Raw genomic sequence first — 22,381 nt, 5'->3', positions numbered from 1 at the left:
TTCTTTTGACGTAGAACAAGGAAATGGAAAGAGCGGGCGTTAGCTGTACAAGCCTGAATTTTTGGCCTGAAAAATCAGGCCGGGCGGTGACGGAAATGCTCGAGCAGGAACTCAACCCAGACGCGCACCCGTGGCGGCAGATCGGCGGAGGCATAATACAACCAGAGCTGGGTCGGCCGCGGCCAGCAATCCGCCAGCACCGGCTGCAGGGTGCCTTGTGCAAAATGAGGCTCCGTATACCAGCGCGCCAGGCAGACGATGCCCAGCCCGGCCAGAGCCGCATCCAGCAGCATCTCCGGGCGGCTGGCAACCAGACGGCCCTGCAGCTCCAGCGTTTTGGCTTCGCCGTGCTGTTGCAACGGCCATTTTACACTGCGACCGGTGGCCGGGTTGCGGTGCAACAGGCAGTTGTGCTGCAACAGATCTGGCGGATCCTGCGGCATGCCATGTTGCGCCAGATAACCGGGCGAGGCCGCCAGCACCATCTGCATCGGGTACAAGGATCGCGCCACCAACCGGCTGTCGGGGTCGACCCGGCTGCCAATCCCCACATCAAAGCCTTCCCCCACCAGATTGACCACTCGTGCATCCAGCGAAAGATCCAGGTCGATCTGCGGGTAGCGCTCAAGGAACTGCGGGATCAACGGCATCAGCATCTGGCGGCCGAAACCGGGGATCATGCTGACGCGTACCGTGCCGGAAGGGGTTTGCTGCGGGCTGCCGGCGGTTTCCAGCGTGGCGGACAGTGCCTGCCATAAGGGGGCCACTTGCTGTAACAGCGCCTTCCCTTCGTCGGTCAGTACCACGTTGTGGGTGTTGCGCTGGAACAACCGCAGCGCCAGCTTTTCTTCCAGCACGCGGATATTTTTGCTGATGGCCGCCGGCGTGACACCCAGCTGGCGTGCGGCGGCGGAAAAGTTCTGCGCCTGGGCGGCGGCAAGAAATGCCGGCAGCAGACGGTGGACATCAAAGGGAAGCGACATGATGGTTGATACTTTCAGTTGAAATTAAAGTGACAACCAACAGCCTACACCCGGTGCGTGGGAAATGGAAAAATGCGTTATCAAATTTTAATCAAGGATCTCTTATGTCGCGCATTTTAGTCTTAACCGCCCACCGTTTTCCCGATGATTCACGTATCAACAAAGCGTTGATAGAAGCGCTACGTCCTTTGCCAAACGTGACTGTTCATGAGCTGATGCGAGCTTACCCGGACTATCAAATCGACGTGGCGCGTGAGCAGGAGTTGCTACAGGGTCATGATGCGGTAGTGATGCTGTTCCCGTTCTACTGGTACAGTTCCCCGGCGATCCTCAGCGAATGGCAGGATGCGGTATTAACCCACGGTTTCGCCTACGGTAGCGAAGGCACTAAACTGCAGGGCAAACCGCTGCAACTGGTGGTCACTACCGGCGGCAATCAGCAGGCTTATACGCCAGAAGGTTATAACCGCTATCCGGTGGCAGATTTGCTGCGCCCATTCCATGCGATGGCCAACCTGACCGGCATGGATTACCTGTCGCCGTATCTGGTTCAGGGGGTGTTTGATATCAGTGAGGAGCGTCTGGCACAAGAGGCTGCCGGCGTGGCGGCACTGCTGAAAAAACTGTAGGGCGCGGCAAGCCACGCCCCGACAGCATTAGTCTTCCAGCAACCACCACACCGCTTCGAACGGTCGCAGGGTGGTGGCCTGCGGCTGGGCAGGTGCATCGGCGTAGTTGCTCATCAGCGGCCGCCACAAAACAGAAGGCTCGACGCCTTCTGCCTGCCAGGCCAGCGGCTCGCGACTGAGGTTGGCCGCCACCAGCAGGCGTTGACCGTTCCAACGACGTTGGTAGCACCACAGCGCCGGGTGGGCAGGGGCCAGATCCTGATAGTCACCGTGAGTCAGCAGCGGATACTGCTTGCGCAGGGTGATTAACTGGCGATAGGCGTAAAACACCGAATCCAGATCGGCCAGCGCCGCTTCGGCGTTGATCTGCGGGTAGTTTTCCGCACAACTGATCCACGGCGTGCCCTGGGTGAAACCGGCGTTTGGCGCGCAGCTCCACTGCATTGGCGTGCGGCCGTTATCGCGTGATTTGCTGGCCAGGATCGCCAGCAGCTCGGCGTCACTTTTCCCCTGCGCACTGAGTTCGGCGTACATGTTCAGACTTTCCACATCGCGATACTGTTCTATGGCGTTAAAGCCCGGATTGGTCATGCCGATCTCTTCGCCCTGATAAATATAAGGCGTGCCCTGCATGCCATGCAGCGCCATCGCCAGCATCTTGGCGGCCGGCACCCGTAGTTCACCCTCATCACCGAAGCGTGAAACGATGCGCGGCTGATCGTGGTTACACCAGAACAGCGCGTTCCACGCCTGGTTATGCATCCCCTGTTGCCAGTGGCGGAAAATCTGTTTGAGTTCGACGTAATCCGGCGCCGCCAGCGTCCATTTTTCGCCATCGGCATAGTCCACCTTCAGGTGGTGGAAGTTGAAGGTCATCGACAGCTCTTCGCCGCTTTGCGCCGCGTACTGCCGGCAATGTTCCAACGTGGTGGAGGACATTTCACCGACGGTCATCAGGCCACGCGGCTGGAACACGTCGCGGCTCATTTCCTGCAAAAATTCATGAATGCGTGGGCCATCGGTGTAGAAACGGCGGCCATCACCCTGGCTGTCGGACGGGAAATCCTGCTGCTTGGAGACCAGATTGATCACGTCGAGGCGCAGACCGTCGACGCCTTTGTCGGCCCAGAACTGACAAACCTTCTTCAACTCTGCGCGTACCGGTGGGTGCTCCCAGTTGAGATCCGCCTGCTCGGTGGCGAACAGGTGCAGATAATACTGGCCGCTGTCGGCGTGCCACTGCCAGGCGTTGCCGCCAAACTTGGAGCGCCAGTTGTTCGGCAGGACGTCGCCTTCGCCGTCGCGCCAGACATAAAACTGGCGGAACGGGCTGTCAGGATCCTGCGAGGCTTTGAACCACGGGTGCTCGGTCGAAGTGTGGTTGAACACCATGTCCATCACGATGCGGATGCTGCGTTGGTGGGCGGCGGCAATCAGGCGGTCGAAATCCTCCATGGTGCCGTAGGCGGGGTCGATGGCGCAGTAGTCTGCCACGTCATACCCGTTGTCCACCTGCGGTGAGACATACACCGGCGTCAGCCAGATGGCGTCGATGCCCAGTTCCTGCAGATAGTCCAGCCGCTGCGTCACACCGGCCAGATCGCCGTAGCCGTTACCGGTGCTGTCCTGAAAACTCTTCGGATAGATTTGATAGATGACGCCGTTCTGCCACCAGGGGATTGGATTGCTCATATAAATACCTTAACAGGCCCGGCGCACCAGGCCCCTACATTTCAATCAGACCGGCAGCTCACCGCGGCTGGCCTTGCGTTTGTAAACCATGATGGTCAGTACCAGCGGGATCACCACCGCCACCAGGATCGCCACCGTGTAAATCATCCAGAACTGTGGTTTGATTGACAGAATGCCCGGCAAACCACCGACGCCGATACCGTTAGCCATCACGCCGTCCAGGCCGCAGATCAGCCCGGCAAAGGCGGAGCCGATCATTGCGCACAGCATTGGGAAGCGGTATTTCAGGTTGATCCCGTACATCGCTGGTTCGGTGACGCCGAGGTAGGCGGAGATGGCCGCTGGCACCGAGATTTCACGCTCGTTGGCCTTGCGGCTGACAATAATGATGCCCAACACCGCCGAGGCCTGCGCAATGTTGGACAGCGCAATCAGTGGCCAGACCGGGGTGCCGCCCATGCTTTGGATCATCTGCATATCTATGGCCAGCGTGGTCTGATGCACGCCGGTAATCACCAGCGGTGCATACAGGAAACCAAACAACGCGGCCCCAATAGGGGCGAAGCTGCCGGTCATCACGGCTTTCACCGCCCAGGCTACGCCATCGCCAATCATACGGCCGAATGGCCCGATAAACGCGTGCGCCAGGAACACCGCCAGCAGCAGGGAAACTACCGGCACCACCACCAGATACAGGTAATCGGGCACGATCTTTTTCAAGCGGGTCTCAATCCAGCCCAACGCCATACCGGCCAGCATGGAAGGGATCACCTGTGCCTGATAGCCGACTTTCTGAATGGTGAACCAGCCGAAGTTCCACACCTCCGGGATCTGCTGACCGAGCTGATAGGAGTTCATCAACTGTGGTGAAACCAGCGTGACGCCCAGCACGATGCCGAGTACCGGTGTGCCGCCCATTTTTTTTACCGTTGACCAGCAAATGGCGACCGGCAAGAACATGAAGATGGCTTCACCGAGCAGCCACAGGAAGTCGTAGATGGTTTTCCACGCCGGATGCATCTGCGCCAGCGTTTGGCCGCCGGACATCGGGATGTCGCCAATGACGTTGCGGAAACCGAGGATCAAACCGCCGCTGATTAAAGCAGGCAGCAGGGGGAAGAAGATTTCGGCGAAGTGCGAGATGGCGCGTTCGCTCCAGGTCATGTTCTGGCGTGCTGCGACCTTGGCCTGCTCTTTATCGGCTTCATTAACGCCGGTGGTGGCGATCAGGGCCTGGTAGTAATCCCCGACCTCGGGGCCGATCACCACCTGGAACTGCCCGGCGTTGGTGAAGCAGCCTTTGACCATTGGCAGCTCTTCGATTTCATTCGGTTTGGCCAGAGCTGGGTCATTGAGAACAAAACGCAGCCTGGTAATGCAGTGGCTGACGGTAGCGATATTCTCGCGCCCGCCCACCAACACAATCAGGCGATCGATATCCTGCTGTTTTACTTTGCTCATTATTAGATACCTTTCTTGGTATGGGACTGCCGCAGAGGTGTTGTTGGAGTAATGATCAAAGCTTAGTCACTCCGCTTTTTTTATGGAATGGGAACGTTCCCGGTTTGGGGCGAGGATCACAAAACGATAAAAAAATGACCATTTATACAGCAGGGAATTTTGCGAGACGGCCGAAACATCCGGAAATATTATCTTGAACTAGCGGATTGGCGGCTATACTGTCACCCTTAACAATCAATAAGTTGATTGAAATTAGCGCGACTCGTTAGTCCAATACGTTATATGAGCGTCGCTACCACGTACTTTTTCAAGGAAGAATGATGACGTTGACATTGCCCCGGATCCTTATGGTTTTCACCGCGCTGTTGCTGAGTGCCTGTACCAGCCAAAAAAGCAGCCCGGAACGCCATGCCCGGCATGCGATTTATCAAATGGCGCGAGAGGATTTTTCCCCAGAAATGCGAACCCAAATTCCGGACTCGATAAAAGCCTCTATTCCGTTCTTTGACCAGTTTTATCAAATGGGGAAAGCCGATCGGGCCAAGGGATTGACGCGCCAGCAGGCAGAGCAGCAGGAAGCCCATTTCCGCAGTCCTGAATTCCTCAGTGATTTGGGGCGGAAGGGGAAATTTATCAATCAGGAATATTCCGTGGATAACCCGCAGAAACAACGCCAGATCCTGCTGGATTCCGCCGTGGCCACCTACTGGGATGGCTATGAAGGGCGGCCGTGAGGGGTAGTGCTGATATATCATCCATTTATCTCTTCATGGAATATTGATGGTACAGGTAAATAGATAGAGTAATACGACGGTATTAATAAAAAGCCCAACAAGTGAGAGTTTGTTGGGCTTTGGTTAAGATAGAGTTATAAGAAAGATCGATGGATTAAATTAGGTGAAATTTTTCCAGGGTCTCTTTTACTTCTCTCTTTAACCCATCAGAGTCCAATTCACTTTCTCTTCGTTCTGGATTGGAAGTATAGCAGTCAGCAAGGATAAAAATCTCAGATGCACACTCACCAACATCTTTACTATCTTTGGCTAACAGTCCTGCCTTCCCTTCTTCTCTCCATAACTTAAAGAATTGTGACTCGAAATCATCAGCAGTTAATTGCGATGATACTAGCCTTTTGGCCAACTCAATTAACTTTAGACTCATTATAAAACTCCTGTGTTAATATATCCGTTATATTGTGGTGAACCAGGAATTAAATTCCATCCAGAAACAAACTCGCCATCCTTATCGAGAACGACGACATTGTTTGTTTTAGTATTAAAGAACACCTTAGATCCCTTTTCCCGTCGATAAGTTCCTTTTTCCACAGTGTCTCTATCCTTTAAGTGTGCTTCAACTGCATCACGATATTGAGTCAACGTTACTCTATTTTTTTTTGTATCGGCAATACCAAAATCACTGGCGTGCTTAAATTTCTTGTCCAACTGCTTGCGGGTAAAGCGGCCAGAATCAAGCGGATCGCTCAGCATCACATAAATCGGCTCGACGCCGCTGCCCGTAGCATCCGGCTGCCAGTAGATGAAGTCCTGCAGCTCTTTAAGGTCATCCGCCGGGAAACTGGTGGTAACTATACTGTCTGCCTGTTTTACTGTCGTGCCAGTATGCACTGGCGTGACGGGGGCAGGCGAACTGTTTCCTGTATGGGGAGGCGCTGTCGGGCCAGCCGGAGCTGGGTTAACCAGGATGGTTTGCGATGGTGCACCTCCCACCGCAGGAAGCGTAATCCTATCCAACCCGGTTTTCTCATCACGTGCTGCCTTTAGAACAGTTACGCTTGTAGGTACGCCACCCATACCCGTTTTAACCAGCCTGACCTGTTGCTGACCATTCTCCATAACTAAAGAGCCACGAACCGGTAAGTCGACAGAGTGCATTTCCGGCGAAATGCTGACTTTGCCGGCAGCAATTAGATTGGCCTGAAAACCAAACATGACAATGTCGCGTCCGTAAAGCTTGTCGCTGCCTTTCCCTGCTTCTGTGGGCCAGAAGCCCATAACTAAAGCGCCAACAGTTGCCCCTGCAGTGCTGACGGTTGCGGCCTCAGCTAACGCAATGGCTCCTCGCCACACAGCCCCTGCTATCGAACCGGCTAACTCACTGGTCGTGGTCAGAACGCCTTCGGCGGCAGTTGATAGCTGTAGCATCCCAGGCGCACGATTGAGTACCATTGCGCCTGCGGTCGCTAACGCAGCATTGGCTGCTTGCGCCTTTTCGGGGGTGTAAGTCGGGGCGTCCAAAACCCCAGCTTTGGCGAACTGCATTTTCCTTGCTTCTTCGGCCTTGCGGGCTTCTTCGGCCTTAATCCTAGCTTCCGTTTCAACCTTGTTTTTTATTGCGTTTAAGGTGTTTTTCTTGGCCGTCATATCTCCCGTAAGGATTTTTACCCGGTTAAGGTATGCGATGAGTTTATTTTTTTCCTCAATCTCCGCGTTAATTTTAGGTGGGACGGCTTCATTCCATAATTTGATTAGCCATGGTCCCGTTGTTGATATAGCCACATCAATCATGCCAACAGTCTTGTCGATAAAATTCGAGAGCTTATTGTTATTCATAAAGTCTCGAAAGGTGTTCTCTGTCTCCTGAACTTTGCTGTTGACGGTATGCTCTTGATTATTTTTCAAATCGATATTCATTTGCAACGTGTTAACTGCTTCCTGCAATGCATAAGCTGCTGCATTAACTTCAGGATTATTACCGAGTCCGGTATTTCTTAAATCCGTCAATAACGCATTAGCCTCATCCCTGATTTTCTCTGCATTCTGTGGATAGGCATTTATGGCATTTTCCAGAAATTGATTTATTTTCATCTGACTTTCCCTGAGTCTGGATAACCCGGAAAAAGCCAACTTGTTCGGATCATATGCTGGACGCCCGCCGCCAGGCCGCACTCCACCCATTCCTGGCCAAGGAACGTAAACGGGTAAGGGTGCTCCGGGGTTAGTTCCACTGTCGATAACTGGCGGGGGATTGGCAGTCACAGTAAGTATTTCTTCAGGCATAAATAACCTCCATGTGTTTACATACAGTTCATATCTATGGATAGAGCACAGGCCTATGACAGGGCGTTCGCGTTACTGAAACCTGGAGATAAATGCTTGCCAGATTAGGGCCCCATCAACTGTTGCTCATGAATTACGAATTGTTGAAATAGCCTCTTCCAGCACCGACAACCGAGACTCCAGCGCAAGCCGGGCCTCACGTTCTTCCTTTAACGCTTCGACCAGAAGGGCGACCACGCCATTGATATTAATTCCGCGGGCGTCTTTCAGAACGCTGCCGTCATTCAGTTTTAATTCAGTTTTGGTCACTGTTTGAGGTAAGACTGCCTCCACTTCCTGGGCTATTACCCCGGCTTCCGGCACGCCCTGTTTCAGGTAGGTATAACCGCCAATTTTTCCTAATTTATCCAGCGCACCTTCTATTTTCTCGATGTCCGTTTTCATGCGGGCATCTGAGCTGCTGTGCCAGGCACCGTTAGCGTAGGCGTGGCCATCATTGCGGAACTCGTACCAACCCTGTGCACCGCCATTGGCAACATGTAATCCTACAAAGTGATGTTGGCCAATACGCTCATAATGGTAGAAATCGGCAAACAGGCTACCTTTCCCCTGTATACGCATTGCGTTGGTAATACGGTCAGCATTGTTATTGGTGTCAAAGTTTCCGGCAGCTACAATCCAACCATCGGCATTGCGTTTGATTAATTGCCCGACTGAAAGCTCGCTGTTGGCTCTGACCTGTAATTCGTTCCAGTTCCCCTGCCAGTCACGGTAAGAGAGCAAGCCATAATCCTCCTTACCGGCGATAACGCGTGATCCCATCAACATGGTGGTGGTCACATTGCCACTAGTGAAACCGGTACTGACGTCGGCAGCATAGTAGACTTGCCCTGCGATCAGAGGTGCAGGGCCGGTGGTCGCAGTGGAAACACCGGCATTGTGCGAGATCATGGCACCGCCGGAGATATCCACGCCGTTACGCAGGGATACCCGGCCGGTAGACAGGTTAAAAGAGAAGGGGCGCAGGGTGTTCCACTGCCCGTCCTGTGCCTGGCCGTTGGGTGTGGTCAGGGCGTAAAAATCCTTACCGTCGTTACGCAGCATCACGCCGGTATTGCCGTTTGCCAGGCGGAAACCGTTTGCTGCTTTAGTCACAATTTCACCGTCACTGACGACTCGTTTACGCAGGGTGGTCAGTGATTTCAGCTCAGTCACATCGTCATTAACACCGTTAGTCACCTGAGCATTTTTCTTTTCTTCAGTCATGATTATCTTCCTTTTCGACATTCTGTTTCCTGATGGTTAACAGCGTCCGGTGCCCTCCGTTGCTCCTAAATGGCAGGTCTGGGGAGGTACACATTCCGTGTGCTGAAAAACCGCTAAAACACACAGTAACAACTGTATGCATAAACAGTAATTTACTTGGCTGGGCGAGGAAGGTCGATTACCGGTTGTTGTGTGGTGGCGGATACAAAATAGCGATGAAGTGACGCTCACTGGGTGTGAGCATCAACAGGGGATTTCAGGCTGAAGGATATGGGGAGCTAAACAACCAACCCGCCTTCAGGCGAGTTGGCTTGGCACGATAATCTGGCGGATGCCTTGTTCGCCGCTGAGCTGCCCCAGCAGCTGTTGGGCGGCCTGCAGCCCGGCCGTGCCGTAGCCCAGATCAACCGAAAAAGTTTCGGGGAACAAGAAGTTAAGCAGCGGGGTATTACCGATACCGCACACCTGTAGCGGGGCAATATGTTGCTGTTGCAGGTATTTGATGGCACCCAGGGCGATGGTGTCGGAGGCACACACCAACGCGGTGGTTTGCGGGTCGATGACCGAGGCGGCCAGTTGGAAACCACTCTGATAGCTCAGTTCGCCCAATGCCACGCTTGGGATGAGTTGCTGTTGCTGACAGGCGTCGAGGTAAGCCTGGTGGCGGCGCATACCGGTGGTGGCATCCGACAACTGCACCCCCAGGTAGCCGATATGCCGATGGCCCTGTTGTTGCAGGCGTTCCATCAGCAGCCGCACGGCGCCGTCGTCATCGTAGCAAACCGAGGAAAAACCGTCGTATTCACGCGCCAGCACCACCATTTTATCCTGCCATGGGCTGAGCATCGCTGCCGTAAGATCGGTGAAACCGAACAGGATCACCCCGTCAACGTTGCGCTGTTGCAGAACGTGCAGATGCTCTTTCACCAGGCGGGTTTCAAACTGGCTTTCCATCACGATAGGATCGAAGCCGTGCTGATAGAGCAGCGGCAACATGGTGCGTACTGCCTGGTTTTCAGACGGCGAGTCGAGACGGGAAACGATAATGCCGACCACTTTGTCGCTCTGGCCGCGCATGGCACGTGCCGACTTGGATGGGGTAAACCCCTGCTGACGGATCACCGCTTCCACCCGTTCGCGGGTCTGTGGGCTCACGCTGCCTTCGTTGTTCAACACGCGTGATACGGTGGATTTACCTACGCCGCTCAGGCGTGCGATGTCCTTGATGGTCAGCCGGTTTTGCATGGTTTAATTTTCATTGAGGTTAAAAGGCGTAAACTGGCGGCCTACGCTGAATGCCCGTCAGCATAGCCTATTTTCCGCAACGGATCTTGATGCTATGCAGGGATTTGCGTATCGCGCGGAACGGCCGCTCTTGTCGTTTGTTCTTTTCATTTACCGGAGGTTATCACCTATATGGATCCCGATCCGACCCCGTTAGACACCCACTCGGCTTCCCGGTAAAACCTGCCCGCTTTGCGCTGCTGTTTTACCGGTGAAGTCATAAACGGTAACCGGTAGCGCGCGCCCGTCGTTCGCTCCTGCTGCTATTAAAAATGTAAGGATCTGCCCCGGCAGAGGCTTTTTGGCGTGTCCGAAAGCCTGGCCGGGGAGGATCTCGTGTTCCCCCATTGCCGTGAGGCAATGGGGGACGAGGTGCAAAAAAATGAAACTGAAAAACATCCCCCGTCAGCTGCTGGGCCTGCTCAGCCGCAATTTACCGCGCCGTTTGGTGCACCGTGACAGCCTATTGGACGGCCTTGGCGGCAAAGCGCAGGGGTTGCCCGCCGGTTTGGCAGAGCAAAGGCTGGAATGCGCAGCCGCGAACACCACCGAGCTTTATCTGCGTTTCCAAAGCCATCCGGAAGGCATAACCGCCCATGAGGCGGAACGGGTACGCGAACGCTGCGGTGAGAACGTAATTGACGATCAGCAGCAAGAGGCCTGGTGGCAGCACCTGTGGCACTGCTACCGCAATCCGTTCAACCTGCTGTTGACTGCTCTGGGCATGATTTCTTATGCCACCGAGGATCTGACCGGCGCACTGGTGATCGCGCTGATGGTGGTGATCTCCACGCTGCTGAATTTCATTCAGGAAGCGCGATCCAACAAGGCGGCGGATGCGCTGAAGGCGATGGTCAGCAATACCGCCACGGTGATCCGGAGTGACGCATTGACCGGTAAAAGCGGGCATCTGGAGCTGCCGATCTCACAACTGGTGCCGGGCGACATCATCAAGCTGGCGGCGGGCGACATGATCCCGGCGGATCTGCGCGTGCTGTCGGCAAAAGATCTGTTTATCAGCCAGGCGGCGCTGACCGGTGAGTCCCTGCCGGTGGAGAAAATCGCCGAGCTGCGCGAACAGGTGGAAGATCCGCTGGAATGCCAAAACCTGTGCTTTATGGGCACCAACGTGGTGAGTGGCACCGCGCTGGCGATGGTGATTGGCACCGGCGGCGACACTTATTTCGGCCAACTGGCGCAGCGCGTGATCGGTCAGGATCAGCAACCCAATGCCTTCCAAAGCGGGATCAGTAAAGTCAGTTGGTTGTTGATCCGTTTTATGATGGTGATGACGCCCATTGTGCTGCTGATCAACGGCTACACCAAGGGCGACTGGTGGGAAGCGGCGCTGTTCGCGCTGTCGGTGGCGGTAGGGTTGACCCCGGAAATGCTGCCGATGATTGTCACTTCTACCCTGGCCAGAGGGGCGGTGAAGCTGTCGAAACAGAAAGTGATCGTCAAACGCCTGGACGCGATCCAGAACTTTGGCGCCATGGACATTCTGTGTACCGACAAAACCGGCACCCTGACCCAGGATAAAATCGTGCTGGAGCGTCATACCGACGTGTTCGGCGTCGCCAGCGATCGGGTGCTGCATTACGCCTGGCTGAACAGCTTCTACCAGACCGGGTTGAAAAACCTGCTCGACGTGGCGGTGCTGAGCTGCGCGGAGCAGAGCCAACAGCCGGACGCCTTGCAGCATTACCAAAAAGTGGATGAGATCCCGTTTGATTTTGAACGCCGCCGGATGTCGGTGGTGGTGGCCAAAGACGCGCAGTATCACGAGTTGATCTGCAAGGGCGCGCTGGAAGAGATGCTGGCGATTTGCAGCCATGTGCGGCAGGAAGATCAAGTGATCCCGCTGACCGAAACGTTGCTGGCACGCATTTGTCGCGTTACCGACGATCTCAACCAGCAGGGGCTGCGGGTGGTGGCGGTGGCCAACAAGATCCTGCCGGCGCGGGTCTATGAATACGGTGTGGCCGACGAATCGGATCTGATCCTCGAAGGTTATGTGGCCTTCCTCGATCCGCCAAAAGAGAGTACAGAACCGGCGCTGGCGGCGCTGAAAAACAGCGGCGTGACGGTGAAGATCCTCACCGGCGACAACGAGTTGGTGGCGGCCAAGGTATGTAAAGACGTCGGGCTGGCAGCGGATAATGTGCTGCGCGGCAGTGAGATCGAACAGATGGACGACCGGCAACTGGCGCAGGCGGCGGTGCGTACCACGGTGTTCGCCAAGCTGACGCCGCTGCATAAGGAACGTATCGTCAAGCTGCTGCGTCAGCAGGGCCATGTGGTCGGCTTTATGGGCGACGGAATTAACGATGCTCCGGCGCTGCGTGCGGCGGATATCGGGATTTCAGTGGATTCTGCGGTGGATATAGCCAAGGAAGCCGCGGATATTATCCTGCTGGAAAAAAGCTTGATGGTGCTGGAGCAAGGGGTGATTGAGGGGCGTCGCACCTTCGCCAACATGCTCAAGTACATCAAGATGACTGCCAGTTCCAACTTCGGTAACGTTTTCAGCGTGCTGATCGCCAGCGCCTTTTTGCCGTTCCTGCCGATGTTGCCGTTGCATCTGCTGATCCAGAACCTGATGTATGACATTTCGCAGATCGCCATTCCGTTCGACAACGTCGATGACGATCAGATAACTCAGCCGCAGCGCTGGAACTCCGGCGATATTGGGCGTTTTATGGTGTTCTTTGGACCGATCAGTTCTATTTTCGACGTGCTGACCTTTAGCCTGATGTGGTGGGTGTTTAAAGCCAATACGCCGGAAATGCAGACGCTGTTCCAGTCCGGCTGGTTCGTTGAAGGGCTACTGTCGCAAACGCTGATTGTGCATATGATCCGCACGCGCAAAATTCCGTTTATCCAGAGCCGCCCTTCGTGGCCGCTGTGCATCATGACCCTGCTGGTGATCGCCACCGGTATCGGCCTGACCTTCTCGCCGCTGGCCAGTTTCCTGCAGTTGCAGGCGTTACCCCTCGGCTACTTCCCATGGTTGGTGCTGATCCTGTGCGGTTATATGGTGCTGACCCAGTGTGTGAAAGGCTGGTTTGTGCGCCGTTACGGCTGGCAGTAATCTCTCAAGCCCTCTCTGCGCTATGGGAGAGGGCATCTGTGATCCACCCCGTCGGCTCACATTCATTCGCTTTTTCGGCTGCCATTCACCGTCATTTTGTTAGCGTCCAATTGCGATGTGAAGTTGTAGACAACCTGCACAATGACACCTTTTTCGCTCTTTAAGGTTCTTACCATCACGGTTTCCGTGAGATCTGTGCCGCGCCAGCATACATTGTCAATATTGCAGTTGCCCTGGCGTTCGTAGCCGATTGATGTCAGGTAATCGTCAATTTTATGGGTATCCTCGGCACCGTAAAATTTCACTGCATACACATGCGTTGCAGGGCCCGTGATGTTGGCGAAATCGAAGTCATAACGGGGGGTCAGACGGGGAATTTTTCTCAGAATCTCGGGCGTATAAAAATCATATTCCCGTTTATTCTGTTCGGTATAGTGCGCGCTGCCGGCAAACTCCATCTGCATATAGGGCCAGATATACGCGAGCGCAGCAGCACTCACGATAGCAACGACGCTGAGTAGCTTAAGTGATCTACGCATAGGGTAATGTTCCCCCTTTCGCTTTATCAATGTATGAGCCATCAGCGCTGGCGATACCAACGATTCCGGAATGGAAGTCACTCCAGGGTCTGACTGTCTTCATAAAATTCGGCAGAATGCCTCTACGTGGCTTGGCGTTGGGGAACTTCTCAGGGGCGGGGAATAATAGTGGTGAAAAGGAATCGTTTTTCCAGGAGCCGATCTTCCCGTAGTGATCCCATCTTTTTAGCGCTTGGGCCTTACTGACTGGCCGCAACATTTCAAAGGGATTTTGAATGGACACAACGCGATAAAAGCCCAGCAGATCCGAAACCAAATCCTCTCCGCTGAATCCACTGTCTGTAACGATATTGATTGGGAATGAGGCTTGGAGTCCTTCAAATTTTCGGGCCAACGACATCATCATCGCAAGTGCAATGCTCTGGCGTTCGAAATACGAACGGCCTCTTTTAATACGCCAGGTAATAAATTTACCCATTTTTATGGTGTAAAACGGATCAACCATAGACTGCGAATAGGTAATCATAGGGACTGCCATATTCCCGGCCATCAATGATGTCGTTACGCTTACTCATCCTTGACCCTTTTTCCTGTTTGATTAACTGATGAATTTTAACATGTCAGCCGATCATTACATGGCGGGGATATCCTTTTAAGAAAAGTAGCCGAAGTAGCATCCATTACGCGTTATGGATGCCAGTCTGTGCAAAAAACAGGTTTGATGCTGGATTTCGCTCCTCTGGCAGAGAGAGACGAAGTGGTGATTGCGGCGGGCTACCCGCTGGAGGCGTTGTTGCGTGCCTGCGCGATCGAATAAGGGAGGATTTAGGGCTCAGTATACTGAGCCCGAAAACAACTTACAGCTGCAGCGGCGGTAACTGTTTAAAAATGCAGACCAGTCCTTCACCCCAGCCTTTGCGGATGGCGTTGAAATGCGGATGATCTTCGGTGATGCGGTATTGTTGTGCGCTGCTGAAACTGTCGCGCGGGTAGATCATCACGTCGAGCGGCAGGCCGACCGATAGTGGCAGGGGCGTGTTGAGTGGCACAACTGACCAAATTCCAGGTGGCGAAGATGGTAGCTTCCGTCGGGCTGTAGTAATCCACCTACGGGTAGCTCACCCCGCTGAGGCTGACCGGGTTGAGCTTTTCCCCTGTGGTAAACAGGTAACGCAACGCCAGGTTTTCCGGCTGTGGCGCACTGACAATTTCAGCCACCAACACCGTGGGTACAAAGCATGGGTGATCTGGCGGTGGGCGAAGAAGTCGAGCAGGGCAAAAGGCTGCAAGCGGGTCTCTTCCTCCGGCAAAGACAACGTAGCGCTACGGTCAATGCCGCCCAAATTTCCCACTGCGCCACGTCAAAACCAATACCGGCTATCAGCGTTGAACGGCTTGTGCGGTTCATGGAAAAATAAAAACGGCCAGCCGATGGCTGACCGTTGGGCGCGTGTGTGGTCGTGGAATTAACGACGAACGGCGATGGCTTCGATTTCGATTTTCACGTCTTTTGGCAGACGGGCCACTTCGACGCAAGAACGGGCCGGGAACGGCGCGTTGTGCTCAGTGAAGAAGCTTTCGTAAGCGGCGTTAACGGTGGCGAAATCGTTCAGGTCTTTGACGAAGACCGTGGTTTTCACGATGTCGGCGACTTTCAGGCCGGCAGCTTCAACGATTGCTTTAACGTTTTCCAGTGACTGGCGTGCCTGAGCGGCCACGTCGTCGGCAACGGCACCGGTTTTAGGATCGACCGGGATCTGACCGGAAGTGATGATCATGCTGCCCAGATCAACGCCCTGCACGTAAGGACCAATGGCTGCCGGGGCGAGTTCAGTGCTAATGTTACGTGACATTTTTTCTCCTGATATATACCCGTCATACTTGAAGCTGCCTCTGTGTTGGCAGCGCTCACCCACCCGAATCACTTACTACAGTAAGCTCATCGGGATGAGTTCCCTTGCCGCCTTGACGCAACTCCAATTATTTAGGGTATACCATTTGTCTTTCAAAACGCAGCGTGGTCGGCTGCGTGTGCTCGCCGTAGGGGCGAACAAATTCGGCCCTACGGCATTCCATTATAGGGAGTGTCGAGCAGATTAACAGCGCCGTTCCCGGTCAATAGGCATATTTCAGTCTGCCTGCAACACCACCTGATGTTCGAACTCTTTCTCGCAGTAGCGGCACTTCAGATATACGTTGCCGTTGTGGGATTTCACGCTAAAGCTGGAGGACACTGGCTCACTACGGCTGATGCAGTTGCTGTTCGGGCAGGTCAGCACGCCGTCGATATGGCCCGGCAGGCTGAGGGGCAGTTTGCGCACCACTTCGTAATTGTCGATTCGGTTGACCGTGGCTTTGGGGGCGTACATCGCCAGCTGGTTGGCCTGTTGTTCGGTCAGGAAGGTGTTCTCGATTTTGATCAGGTCTTTGCGGCCCAGCTCGCCTGAAGGCAGGTTCAGGCCGATGGTAATGCGCTGGTCGGTGGCGGTCAGCTTGAACAGCGTCAGCAGCTTAAAACCTATCTGCGCCGGAATATGGTCAATCACCGTACCGCACCTGATCGCTTCAACCTGCAGTTTGTTATCGTGAGTCATGACGGTTCCCCCTTAAAGAGCCAAATCTGCGTTTAATACCAGCGCCAACAGCGCCTGACGGGCGAAAATGCCGTTGCCCGCCTGCTGGAAGTAGTAGGCGTACGGCGTTTTATCCACGTCGGTGGTGATCTCATCAATGCGCGGCAGCGGGTGCAGCACCTTGAGGTTGTCACGTGCCCCGGCCAGATCTGCCGCGCGCAGTACGAACTGCGCTTTCACGTTGGCGTATTCGGAAGGATCCAGGCGCTCTTTCTGCACCCGGGTCATGTAGAGAATATCAAGCATAGGCACCACTTCTTCAATGCTGCTGTGCAGGCTGTATTGAATGCCTTTCTCTTCCAGCATCTGCAGGATGTAGGCTGGCATCGCCAGCGCGTCCGGGGCGATGAAGAAGAAGCGGTTACCTTCAAACTTGGCCAGCGCCTGCGCCAGCGAGTGTACGGTGCGACCGTATTTCAGGTCGCCGACCATGGCGATATTGATGTTGTTCAGGCGGCCCTGGGTTTCCTGAATGGTGAACAGGTCGAGCAGCGTCTGGGTCGGGTGCTGGTTGGCACCGTCGCCGGCGTTGAGCACCGGAATACCGCCGGAGAACTCGGTCGCCAGCCGCGCCGCGCCTTCCTGCGGGTGACGCATCACGATGGCATCGACGTAGGTACCAATCACCGAGATGGTGTCGGCCAGGGTTTCACCTTTCTTGCCGAGCGAGGTATTGCTGCCGTCGGCGAAGCCCACCACCGAAGCGCCCAGACGGTGCATCGAGGTTTCAAACGACAGGCGGGTACGGGTGGAGGCTTCAAAGAAGCAGCTGGCGATCACCTTGTGCTTTAACAGCTCGGGTTGTGGATTGGCTTTCAGGCTGGCGGCGGTGCGCAGCACCAGCTCCAGATCCTCGCGGCTGAGATCGTTAATAGAGATGATATGTTTGTGATACAGCGGGTTGGCCATTTTTCACTCTCCTCGACTCGTGCCCGCGGCGCGGGACTTTTCAGGCAAAAAAAAGCCCCTCAACGAGGGGCTTGAAACGATCGGTTTAGCAACAGGAGAAACAACGGCAGTTGGCTGCCGCTTGGCAGTCGGTTTTGTCGGTTATGGCTAACAAAACAAGCGTCGTTTTTCATGCTTTCTCCTGGCAAATTGTCGCGCATTATACTCGCGCGTTTGATCACTGCAAGCGCTAAAGCGCCGATTTGTGCCCTTTCGCAATCGATTGGCTGGTGGCCTTTAGAGAAAGACCGTATCAATTGACGATCACTGGGTTCGTCGTAGCAAAATAGCCAGCACGAAAATACCACCGAGACCGGCAGTAATAATGCCGATAGGCAGTTCCTGTGGCGCGGTAATGACTCGGCTGAGCAGATCGCTGGCAGAGAGCAGTATGGCGCCCAATACGCCCGCCAGCAGGCCATCCAGCGATCGCCAGCGCAAGGCAATAGAGCGGGAGCGCTGCCGGGGTTTGATGGCCGATAAGGGCTTTCCCTGGGCCGGCCAGGGAAAGATTCTGCACCGATAAAAGACTGTCGGTGGGCAGGTTATTCATCAGGCTTCCTTTTCCGTTATCAGAAAAATGTCTCAATGGTTTCTATAACGTTGTAATTATCGTCAATCAAAAACAGTGTTTTCCATTTATCAAAGGTCAAACACGGGTGAGACGTGGCGAACACCAGAATATCACCGACCTGCACCGGGAACTCCGCCGGGCAGCTTAACATGGCGTGCTGATCCATGATGCCATGGGTTATCAGGTGCTGCGTGTCGCTTTGCTGGCGAACCCCGTTGCGGTAATGGGCTATCGGTTGCGGCAGACCGGCGTCGAAGGCGGCATCTCGTTTGCCGAAGTTGACGATAACCCGGCCCGGCTCAGGCACTGATTGCACCAGCGCCACCAGTTCCAGTGCCGAGGTTAATTCCCCCGCCAAATCACAGGCGTAGCTGTCACGGGCCAACACCGCATTTTGCGCGTCCTGGTAAATTCCCTGATCGTGGGTGATGTAGCAGCCGGGGCGGATCACCACGCGACAGTTTGCCGGCAGCGCCTCTTCACTCCAGACGTTACAAACCACGTCATACCAGGAGGAACCGGCACCGGTCAGGATCGGTTGCTCAACGTTCAACAAACCTTGCTGGTGTAGCCTGCGCAGCAGCCCAGCGGCTTCACGCAGGAATTGTTCGATTTTGCTCTGGGCGTCGTCGCCGTGCATCACGCCTTCATACAGCTCGATACCGTGCAGACGCAAACCCGGCAGCGCGGCTATCTCCTGTGCCAGCTGCTGCGCCTGCGCCACGCTGCGGCAACCGCAGCGCCCGCCGGGGACCCCTAACTCCACCAACACATCCAGCGTTTGCCCGCGCTGGCTGAAAAAGGCCGCGAGAGTTTGCGCATTGTTCAGGCTGTCGATACAGCAAAAGAAACCGCTAGCGGGGTGCTGTGCCTTGAGTTCGGCGATCAGTTGCATATTGGCCTTACCGACCAGTTGGTTCGCCATCAATACCCGGGGTACGCCGGCTTCCATGGCCACTTTTGCCTGCCAGGCGGAGCCGACGCCAATGGCCCAGGCCCCTTGCGCTACCTGACGCTGGAAGATCCACGGCGTCATGGTGGTTTTACCGTGTGGGGCTAAAGAGACGCCGCGCGCATCGGCATAGTTTTGCATCCAGGTAATATTGTTTTCCAGGCTGCTGCGCTTGATGGCGGCGGCCGGCAGGCAGACATCTTCATTGAGCAGGTTAGCCGGACCGCTCGGGGCGCTGTGCATCACGGCGGCCTTGTGGGTAACGGTGAAATCTGTTTGGTATTTCATAACATTATCCTTTAGGTGCTCTATCTTTTTTGAAATGAGTATCGTTACTAAAATTATTGATTTAAATGATTTTTAAATATTAATTATTGTGAGTTGGGTACAAAGTATCATTTTTAGAACTGTTTTTTGTGTAGTCTTCCACTGTTTTCTTGCATTGTAAATGACAAAATTTAACCACTATGAGGTCAGGCGATGGGTGTTGAAATCGACATTATCTCGCGCATTACGGAGCGTTTTATTGAGCTGAGCAGCACCGAAAAACGTATCGCACAATTCATTCTGGATGATGCGGAGACGGTGACCGCCCTGCCGATTGCCGAATTGGCCCGGCAGGCCAACGTTAGCCAAGCCTCGATCACGCGCTTCGCCAAAACGCTGGGTTGCCGGGACGTGCGGGACCTTAAGGTCAAGCTGGCGCAGTCGTTGGCGGTGGGGCAACGTTTCATTCACGAAGAGCCGGACCTTGAAGGAATTCAGGGGATTTATGAAAGCATTATCAATGTCCTGAATATTAATCGGCGGACCCTCGATGACGCCGCGCTGGCCAAGGCGGTGGAGTGGCTCAGCGACGCGCGGCAAATTCTGGCCATTGGCATGGGCGGCGGCTCGACCATTTGTGCCGCTGAAGTACAGCACCGGCTGTTTCGTCTGGGGTTACCGGTGACGGCACAGAGTGATGGCTTGCTGGTGCGCATGATGGCGGCGGCGGTGAGCAGGCAGGATGTGATCGTGGCGCTGTCACTGGGCGGCTACACGCAGGAAGTGGTGGAAAGTGCCGCCATCGCCCGCCAGTACGGGGCTAAAGTGGTGGCGATTGCCCCTGCCGGAACGCCACTGGCGGCGCAGGCTGACGTGCTGCTGGCGTTGGTGGTGCAGGAAAATGATTACATCTACAAACCCAGCAGCTCGCGCTACGCCATGCTGGCGATGGTGGACGTGCTGGCGACGGCGCTGGCCATGGCGAATAAACGCCAGTCCAGGGATCGGCTACGCCGCATCAAGTTGGCGCTGGACAGCCATCGCGGGGGGGCCGATCGGCAGCCGCTGGGTGACTGAGCCGGATCCCACAGACCCTAACGGAAGGATGATGATTCATGCGGTATCAGTATCTGTTTAAAAATGTCACGGTGATCGACGGCAGCGGCGGGCCACAGTATCGGGCGGATGTTGCGGTCAAAGACGACCGCATCGCGGCGATTGCGCCTGTCATCGAGGCCGACGCCGAGGTGGTGATAGAGGGGCGCGAACGGGTATTGTCGCCAGGATTTATCGACGTACATACTCACGACGACACCAACGTGATCCGCATGCCCGAGATGCTGCCGAAGATATCCCAGGGGGTGACAACGGTGATTGTCGGCAACTGCGGCATCAGCGCCGCCGGGGCGGTGATCAAAACCAGCGTGCCCGACCCGATGAACCTGCTGGGAGAAAAAGAGCATTTCGTTTACCCAACGATTGCCGATTATCGTCAGCAGGTCGAGGCCGTCACACCGGCGGTGAATGTGGCGACGCTGATCGGGCACACAACGCTGCGCAGTAACCAGATGGACGACCTGTTTCGCCCGGCTAATGCCGAGGAAATCGGCGCCATGCGTGAGCAGTTACGCATGGCATTGCAACAGGGTGCGTTGGGGTTGAGCACCGGCCTGGCCTATGCCTCGGCGTTCTCTGCCCCCACGCAAGAGGTGATGGCACTGGCGGAAGAGCTGGCGGGTGAGCAGGGAATTTACACCACCCATTTGCGCTCGGAGTTTGAACCTATCCTCGAGGCGATGGATGAGGCCTTCCGCATTGGCCGCCACGGCCGGGTGCCGGTAGTGATTTCGCATCATAAATGCGCCGGGGCCAAAAACTGGGGCCGCACGCAGGAAACGCTCAAGCTGTTCGACAAGGTGCGCCAGACGCAGGACGTGTCCTGCGACTGTTACCCTTATTCCGCCAGTTCATCGACACTGGATTTAAAACAGATCACCGATGAGTTCGATATCGTCATCACCTGGTCTGAAACGTACCCGGAGATGGCGGGGCAATCCTTGCGGGACATCGCCGGGGCTTGGTCAATGAGCCTGCATGAGGCCGGCAGGCGGCTGATGCCGGCGGGGGCGATTTATTACAATATGGACGAGCAGGATGTACGCCGGGTGTTGAGTTATCCGTTGACTATGGTGGGGTCGGATGGCCTGCCGAACGATCCGATGCCGCATCCGCGCCTGTGGGGAGCCTTCCCGCGCGTGCTGGGTCATTACAGCCGTGACGAAGGACTGTTCCCCCTGACCGTGGCGGTACACAAAATGAGTGGCATGTCCGCAGCGCGCTATCAACTGCCGCAGCGTGGGCTGATCAAAATGGGGTACTACGCCGATCTGGTATTGTTCGATGCGTTGAAAGTGAAAGACAGCGCGACGTTCAGCCAGCCCCAACAACCGGCCGCCGGGATTGACGCGGTGTGGGTGAACGGCGTACTAAGTTATCAACATCAGGCCGTGACCGGCCTGCGCGCCGGGCGGTTTTTGTGCCGCCAGGGCAAATAAATCGACAGGAGCAAGGTATGACAATCAAAAGATACGGTATTGATGGTGGCACCGGCACGGGGGGGCAACACCTGCCCTTTTCCAGAGCGGTAGAAGCTGGTGGTTGGCTGTATATCTCCGGCCAGACACCGATGAAAGACGGTGAAGTGGTGGAGGGCGGCATTATCGAGCAATCGCGCCTGGCGATCCAAAACTGCCTGGATATTATGCAGGAAGCGGGATATGGCCTGGAGGACGTGGTGCACGTTAAGGTCATTCTGACCGATGCCCGTTACTTCCAGTCATTCAATAAAGTGTTCCGTGAGTTTTTTGCCGCGCATCCCCCGGCGCGTATCTGCGCGGTGGCCGATTTAGTGGTGGATTGCAAAGTTGAAGTGGATCTCACCTGCTATAACGCTGCACGCATTGCCCGCTAGTGGGTAATGAAACTGTCATGACTTGTGATGGTTTCATTGCTTGTTGCATTGCAAGAAGAGGCGGCATTGGCCGC

General features: G+C 55.2%; 19 protein-coding genes and 3 pseudogenes. 7 read left to right on the top strand and 15 right to left on the bottom strand.

Going from position 1 to position 22,381, the window contains the following annotated elements; genetic code table 11:
• Positions 1–74: 74 nt before the first annotated feature.
• Positions 75–983, bottom strand: a complete 909-nt coding sequence (locus ACUTSU_RS18780; protein WP_445651202.1) for a LysR family transcriptional regulator — start codon at positions 981–983, stop codon at positions 75–77.
• 104 nt (positions 984–1,087) lie between these two features.
• On the opposite strand from ACUTSU_RS18780, the gene ACUTSU_RS18775 reads away from it, so the two are divergent.
• Complete coding sequence (locus tag ACUTSU_RS18775) at positions 1,088–1,612, top strand: NAD(P)H-dependent oxidoreductase (RefSeq protein WP_445651203.1); 525 nt, start codon at positions 1,088–1,090, stop codon at positions 1,610–1,612.
• A gap of 27 nt (positions 1,613–1,639) precedes the next feature.
• On the opposite strand, the gene treC is transcribed toward ACUTSU_RS18775, so the two are convergent.
• Positions 1,640–3,304: an alpha,alpha-phosphotrehalase gene (gene treC, locus ACUTSU_RS18770; RefSeq protein WP_445651204.1), complete on the bottom strand. Its 1,665-nt coding sequence runs from the start codon at positions 3,302–3,304 to the stop codon at positions 1,640–1,642.
• A 45-nt stretch (positions 3,305–3,349) separates the two neighbouring features.
• On the bottom strand, positions 3,350–4,765 hold the full coding sequence (treB, locus tag ACUTSU_RS18765; protein WP_445651205.1) for a PTS trehalose transporter subunit IIBC: 1,416 nt from the start codon (positions 4,763–4,765) through the stop codon (positions 3,350–3,352).
• Between the two features lie 347 nt (positions 4,766–5,112).
• Between treB and ACUTSU_RS18760 the strand changes: the two genes are divergently transcribed.
• A complete protein-coding gene (locus ACUTSU_RS18760) occupies positions 5,113–5,499 on the top strand; it encodes an Exc2 family lipoprotein (protein ID WP_445651206.1) in 387 nt (128 codons plus the stop codon).
• Positions 5,500–5,653: 154 nt separating this feature from the next.
• Here ACUTSU_RS18760 and ACUTSU_RS18755 read toward each other — a convergent pair whose 3' ends face one another.
• From ACUTSU_RS18755 to treR, 4 genes are all read right to left on the bottom strand, one after another.
• Positions 5,654–5,926 carry a colicin immunity domain-containing protein gene (locus tag ACUTSU_RS18755; RefSeq protein WP_445651207.1) on the bottom strand — a complete coding sequence of 91 codons (273 nt, stop codon included), beginning with the start codon at positions 5,924–5,926 and terminating at the stop codon, positions 5,654–5,656.
• Positions 5,926–7,782, bottom strand: coding sequence for an S-type pyocin domain-containing protein (locus ACUTSU_RS18750; RefSeq protein ID WP_445654569.1), 1,857 nt, complete (start codon positions 7,780–7,782; stop codon positions 5,926–5,928). Before ACUTSU_RS18750 ends, ACUTSU_RS18755 begins: the two co-directional genes overlap by 1 nt.
• A 126-nt stretch (positions 7,783–7,908) precedes the next feature.
• Positions 7,909–9,048 (bottom strand): tail fiber domain-containing protein, encoded by a 1,140-nt coding sequence (locus tag ACUTSU_RS18745; RefSeq protein WP_445654568.1) that lies wholly within the window; start codon positions 9,046–9,048, stop codon positions 7,909–7,911.
• A gap of 297 nt (positions 9,049–9,345) precedes the next feature.
• Positions 9,346–10,293: a trehalose operon repressor TreR gene (treR, locus tag ACUTSU_RS18740; protein WP_445651209.1), complete on the bottom strand. Its 948-nt coding sequence runs from the start codon at positions 10,291–10,293 to the stop codon at positions 9,346–9,348.
• 421 nt (positions 10,294–10,714) lie between these two features.
• On the opposite strand from treR, the gene mgtA reads away from it, so the two are divergent.
• Positions 10,715–13,423 (top strand): magnesium-translocating P-type ATPase, encoded by a 2,709-nt coding sequence (mgtA, locus tag ACUTSU_RS18735; RefSeq protein ID WP_445654567.1) that lies wholly within the window; start codon positions 10,715–10,717, stop codon positions 13,421–13,423.
• Positions 13,424–13,485: 62 nt separating this feature from the next.
• Here mgtA and ACUTSU_RS18730 read toward each other — a convergent pair whose 3' ends face one another.
• From ACUTSU_RS18730 to ACUTSU_RS18720, 3 genes and pseudogenes are all read right to left on the bottom strand, one after another.
• The gene (locus ACUTSU_RS18730; RefSeq protein ID WP_445654566.1) at positions 13,486–13,962 is read right to left on the bottom strand and encodes a hypothetical protein; all 477 of its coding nucleotides are present in this window, start codon (positions 13,960–13,962) and stop codon (positions 13,486–13,488) included.
• Positions 13,955–14,485: pseudogene (locus ACUTSU_RS18725) on the bottom strand (hypothetical protein); the annotation flags it as partial. The gene ACUTSU_RS18730 and the pseudogene ACUTSU_RS18725, both read right to left, overlap by 8 nt.
• 334 nt (positions 14,486–14,819) lie before the next feature.
• Positions 14,820–14,987: pseudogene (locus ACUTSU_RS18720) on the bottom strand (peptidase); the annotation flags it as partial.
• Between the two features lie 213 nt (positions 14,988–15,200).
• On the opposite strand from ACUTSU_RS18720, the gene ACUTSU_RS18715 reads away from it, so the two are divergent.
• Positions 15,201–15,380, top strand: a complete 180-nt coding sequence (locus ACUTSU_RS18715; protein ID WP_445654565.1) for a hypothetical protein — start codon at positions 15,201–15,203, stop codon at positions 15,378–15,380.
• Between the two features lie 48 nt (positions 15,381–15,428).
• On the opposite strand, the gene ridA is transcribed toward ACUTSU_RS18715, so the two are convergent.
• From ridA to ACUTSU_RS18690, 5 genes and pseudogenes are all read right to left on the bottom strand, one after another.
• Positions 15,429–15,815, bottom strand: a complete 387-nt coding sequence (gene ridA / locus ACUTSU_RS18710) for a 2-iminobutanoate/2-iminopropanoate deaminase (protein ID WP_012004999.1) — start codon at positions 15,813–15,815, stop codon at positions 15,429–15,431.
• Between the two features lie 276 nt (positions 15,816–16,091).
• The gene (gene pyrI, locus ACUTSU_RS18705) at positions 16,092–16,556 is read right to left on the bottom strand and encodes an aspartate carbamoyltransferase regulatory subunit (protein WP_445651211.1); all 465 of its coding nucleotides are present in this window, start codon (positions 16,554–16,556) and stop codon (positions 16,092–16,094) included.
• Positions 16,557–16,568: 12 nt separating this feature from the next.
• Positions 16,569–17,504 (bottom strand): aspartate carbamoyltransferase, encoded by a 936-nt coding sequence (pyrB, locus tag ACUTSU_RS18700; protein WP_445651212.1) that lies wholly within the window; start codon positions 17,502–17,504, stop codon positions 16,569–16,571.
• A 303-nt stretch (positions 17,505–17,807) separates the two neighbouring features.
• A pseudogene (locus tag ACUTSU_RS18695) lies at positions 17,808–17,957 on the bottom strand (iron chelate uptake ABC transporter family permease subunit); the annotation flags it as partial.
• A gap of 158 nt (positions 17,958–18,115) precedes the next feature.
• Positions 18,116–19,357 (bottom strand): amino acid deaminase, encoded by a 1,242-nt coding sequence (locus ACUTSU_RS18690; protein ID WP_445654564.1) that lies wholly within the window; start codon positions 19,355–19,357, stop codon positions 18,116–18,118.
• A 192-nt stretch (positions 19,358–19,549) separates the two neighbouring features.
• Here ACUTSU_RS18690 and ACUTSU_RS18685 point away from each other — a divergent pair, with 192 nt between their 5' ends.
• The 3 genes from ACUTSU_RS18685 to ACUTSU_RS18675 are packed head-to-tail and all read left to right on the top strand — an operon-like array spanning position 19,550 to position 22,307.
• A complete protein-coding gene (locus tag ACUTSU_RS18685) occupies positions 19,550–20,413 on the top strand; it encodes a MurR/RpiR family transcriptional regulator (protein ID WP_445654563.1) in 864 nt (287 codons plus the stop codon).
• A 38-nt stretch (positions 20,414–20,451) separates the two neighbouring features.
• Complete coding sequence (locus ACUTSU_RS18680) at positions 20,452–21,891, top strand: N-acyl-D-amino-acid deacylase family protein (RefSeq protein ID WP_445654562.1); 1,440 nt, start codon at positions 20,452–20,454, stop codon at positions 21,889–21,891.
• Positions 21,892–21,908: 17 nt separating this feature from the next.
• Complete coding sequence (locus ACUTSU_RS18675) at positions 21,909–22,307, top strand: RidA family protein (protein WP_445654561.1); 399 nt, start codon at positions 21,909–21,911, stop codon at positions 22,305–22,307.
• Positions 22,308–22,381: the final 74 nt, after the last annotated feature.

This window comes from Serratia sp. NA_13, assembly GCF_052691735.1.
Note: the sequence above shows the minus strand (reverse complement) of the source record. Positions and strands in the feature narration are given on the sequence as shown.

What these genes read in the sequence shown, in the direction of transcription:
- ACUTSU_RS18750 (WP_445654569.1), bottom strand. Translation starts at nt 7,782, where the DNA reads ATGCCTGAAGAAATACTTACTGTGACTGCCAATCCCCCGCCAGTTATC.
- treR (WP_445651209.1), bottom strand. Translation starts at nt 10,293, where the DNA reads ATGCAAAACCGGCTGACCATCAAGGACATCGCACGCCTGAGCGGCGTA.
- mgtA (WP_445654567.1), top strand. Translation starts at nt 10,715, where the DNA reads ATGAAACTGAAAAACATCCCCCGTCAGCTGCTGGGCCTGCTCAGCCGC.
- ACUTSU_RS18745 (WP_445654568.1), bottom strand. Translation starts at nt 9,048, where the DNA reads ATGACTGAAGAAAAGAAAAATGCTCAGGTGACTAACGGTGTTAATGAC.
- ACUTSU_RS18755 (WP_445651207.1), bottom strand. Translation starts at nt 5,926, where the DNA reads ATGAGTCTAAAGTTAATTGAGTTGGCCAAAAGGCTAGTATCATCGCAA.
- ACUTSU_RS18760 (WP_445651206.1), top strand. Translation starts at nt 5,113, where the DNA reads ATGGTTTTCACCGCGCTGTTGCTGAGTGCCTGTACCAGCCAAAAAAGC.
- pyrB (WP_445651212.1), bottom strand. Translation starts at nt 17,504, where the DNA reads ATGGCCAACCCGCTGTATCACAAACATATCATCTCTATTAACGATCTC.
- pyrI (WP_445651211.1), bottom strand. Translation starts at nt 16,556, where the DNA reads ATGACTCACGATAACAAACTGCAGGTTGAAGCGATCAGGTGCGGTACG.
- ridA (WP_012004999.1), bottom strand. Translation starts at nt 15,815, where the DNA reads ATGTCACGTAACATTAGCACTGAACTCGCCCCGGCAGCCATTGGTCCT.
- treB (WP_445651205.1), bottom strand. Translation starts at nt 4,765, where the DNA reads ATGAGCAAAGTAAAACAGCAGGATATCGATCGCCTGATTGTGTTGGTG.
- ACUTSU_RS18730 (WP_445654566.1), bottom strand. Translation starts at nt 13,962, where the DNA reads ATGCGTAGATCACTTAAGCTACTCAGCGTCGTTGCTATCGTGAGTGCT.
- ACUTSU_RS18715 (WP_445654565.1), top strand. Translation starts at nt 15,201, where the DNA reads ATGGGTGATCTGGCGGTGGGCGAAGAAGTCGAGCAGGGCAAAAGGCTG.
- ACUTSU_RS18675 (WP_445654561.1), top strand. Translation starts at nt 21,909, where the DNA reads ATGACAATCAAAAGATACGGTATTGATGGTGGCACCGGCACGGGGGGG.
- treC (WP_445651204.1), bottom strand. Translation starts at nt 3,304, where the DNA reads ATGAGCAATCCAATCCCCTGGTGGCAGAACGGCGTCATCTATCAAATC.
- ACUTSU_RS18780 (WP_445651202.1), bottom strand. Translation starts at nt 983, where the DNA reads ATGTCGCTTCCCTTTGATGTCCACCGTCTGCTGCCGGCATTTCTTGCC.
- ACUTSU_RS18775 (WP_445651203.1), top strand. Translation starts at nt 1,088, where the DNA reads ATGTCGCGCATTTTAGTCTTAACCGCCCACCGTTTTCCCGATGATTCA.
- ACUTSU_RS18680 (WP_445654562.1), top strand. Translation starts at nt 20,452, where the DNA reads ATGCGGTATCAGTATCTGTTTAAAAATGTCACGGTGATCGACGGCAGC.
- ACUTSU_RS18690 (WP_445654564.1), bottom strand. Translation starts at nt 19,357, where the DNA reads ATGAAATACCAAACAGATTTCACCGTTACCCACAAGGCCGCCGTGATG.
- ACUTSU_RS18685 (WP_445654563.1), top strand. Translation starts at nt 19,550, where the DNA reads ATGGGTGTTGAAATCGACATTATCTCGCGCATTACGGAGCGTTTTATT.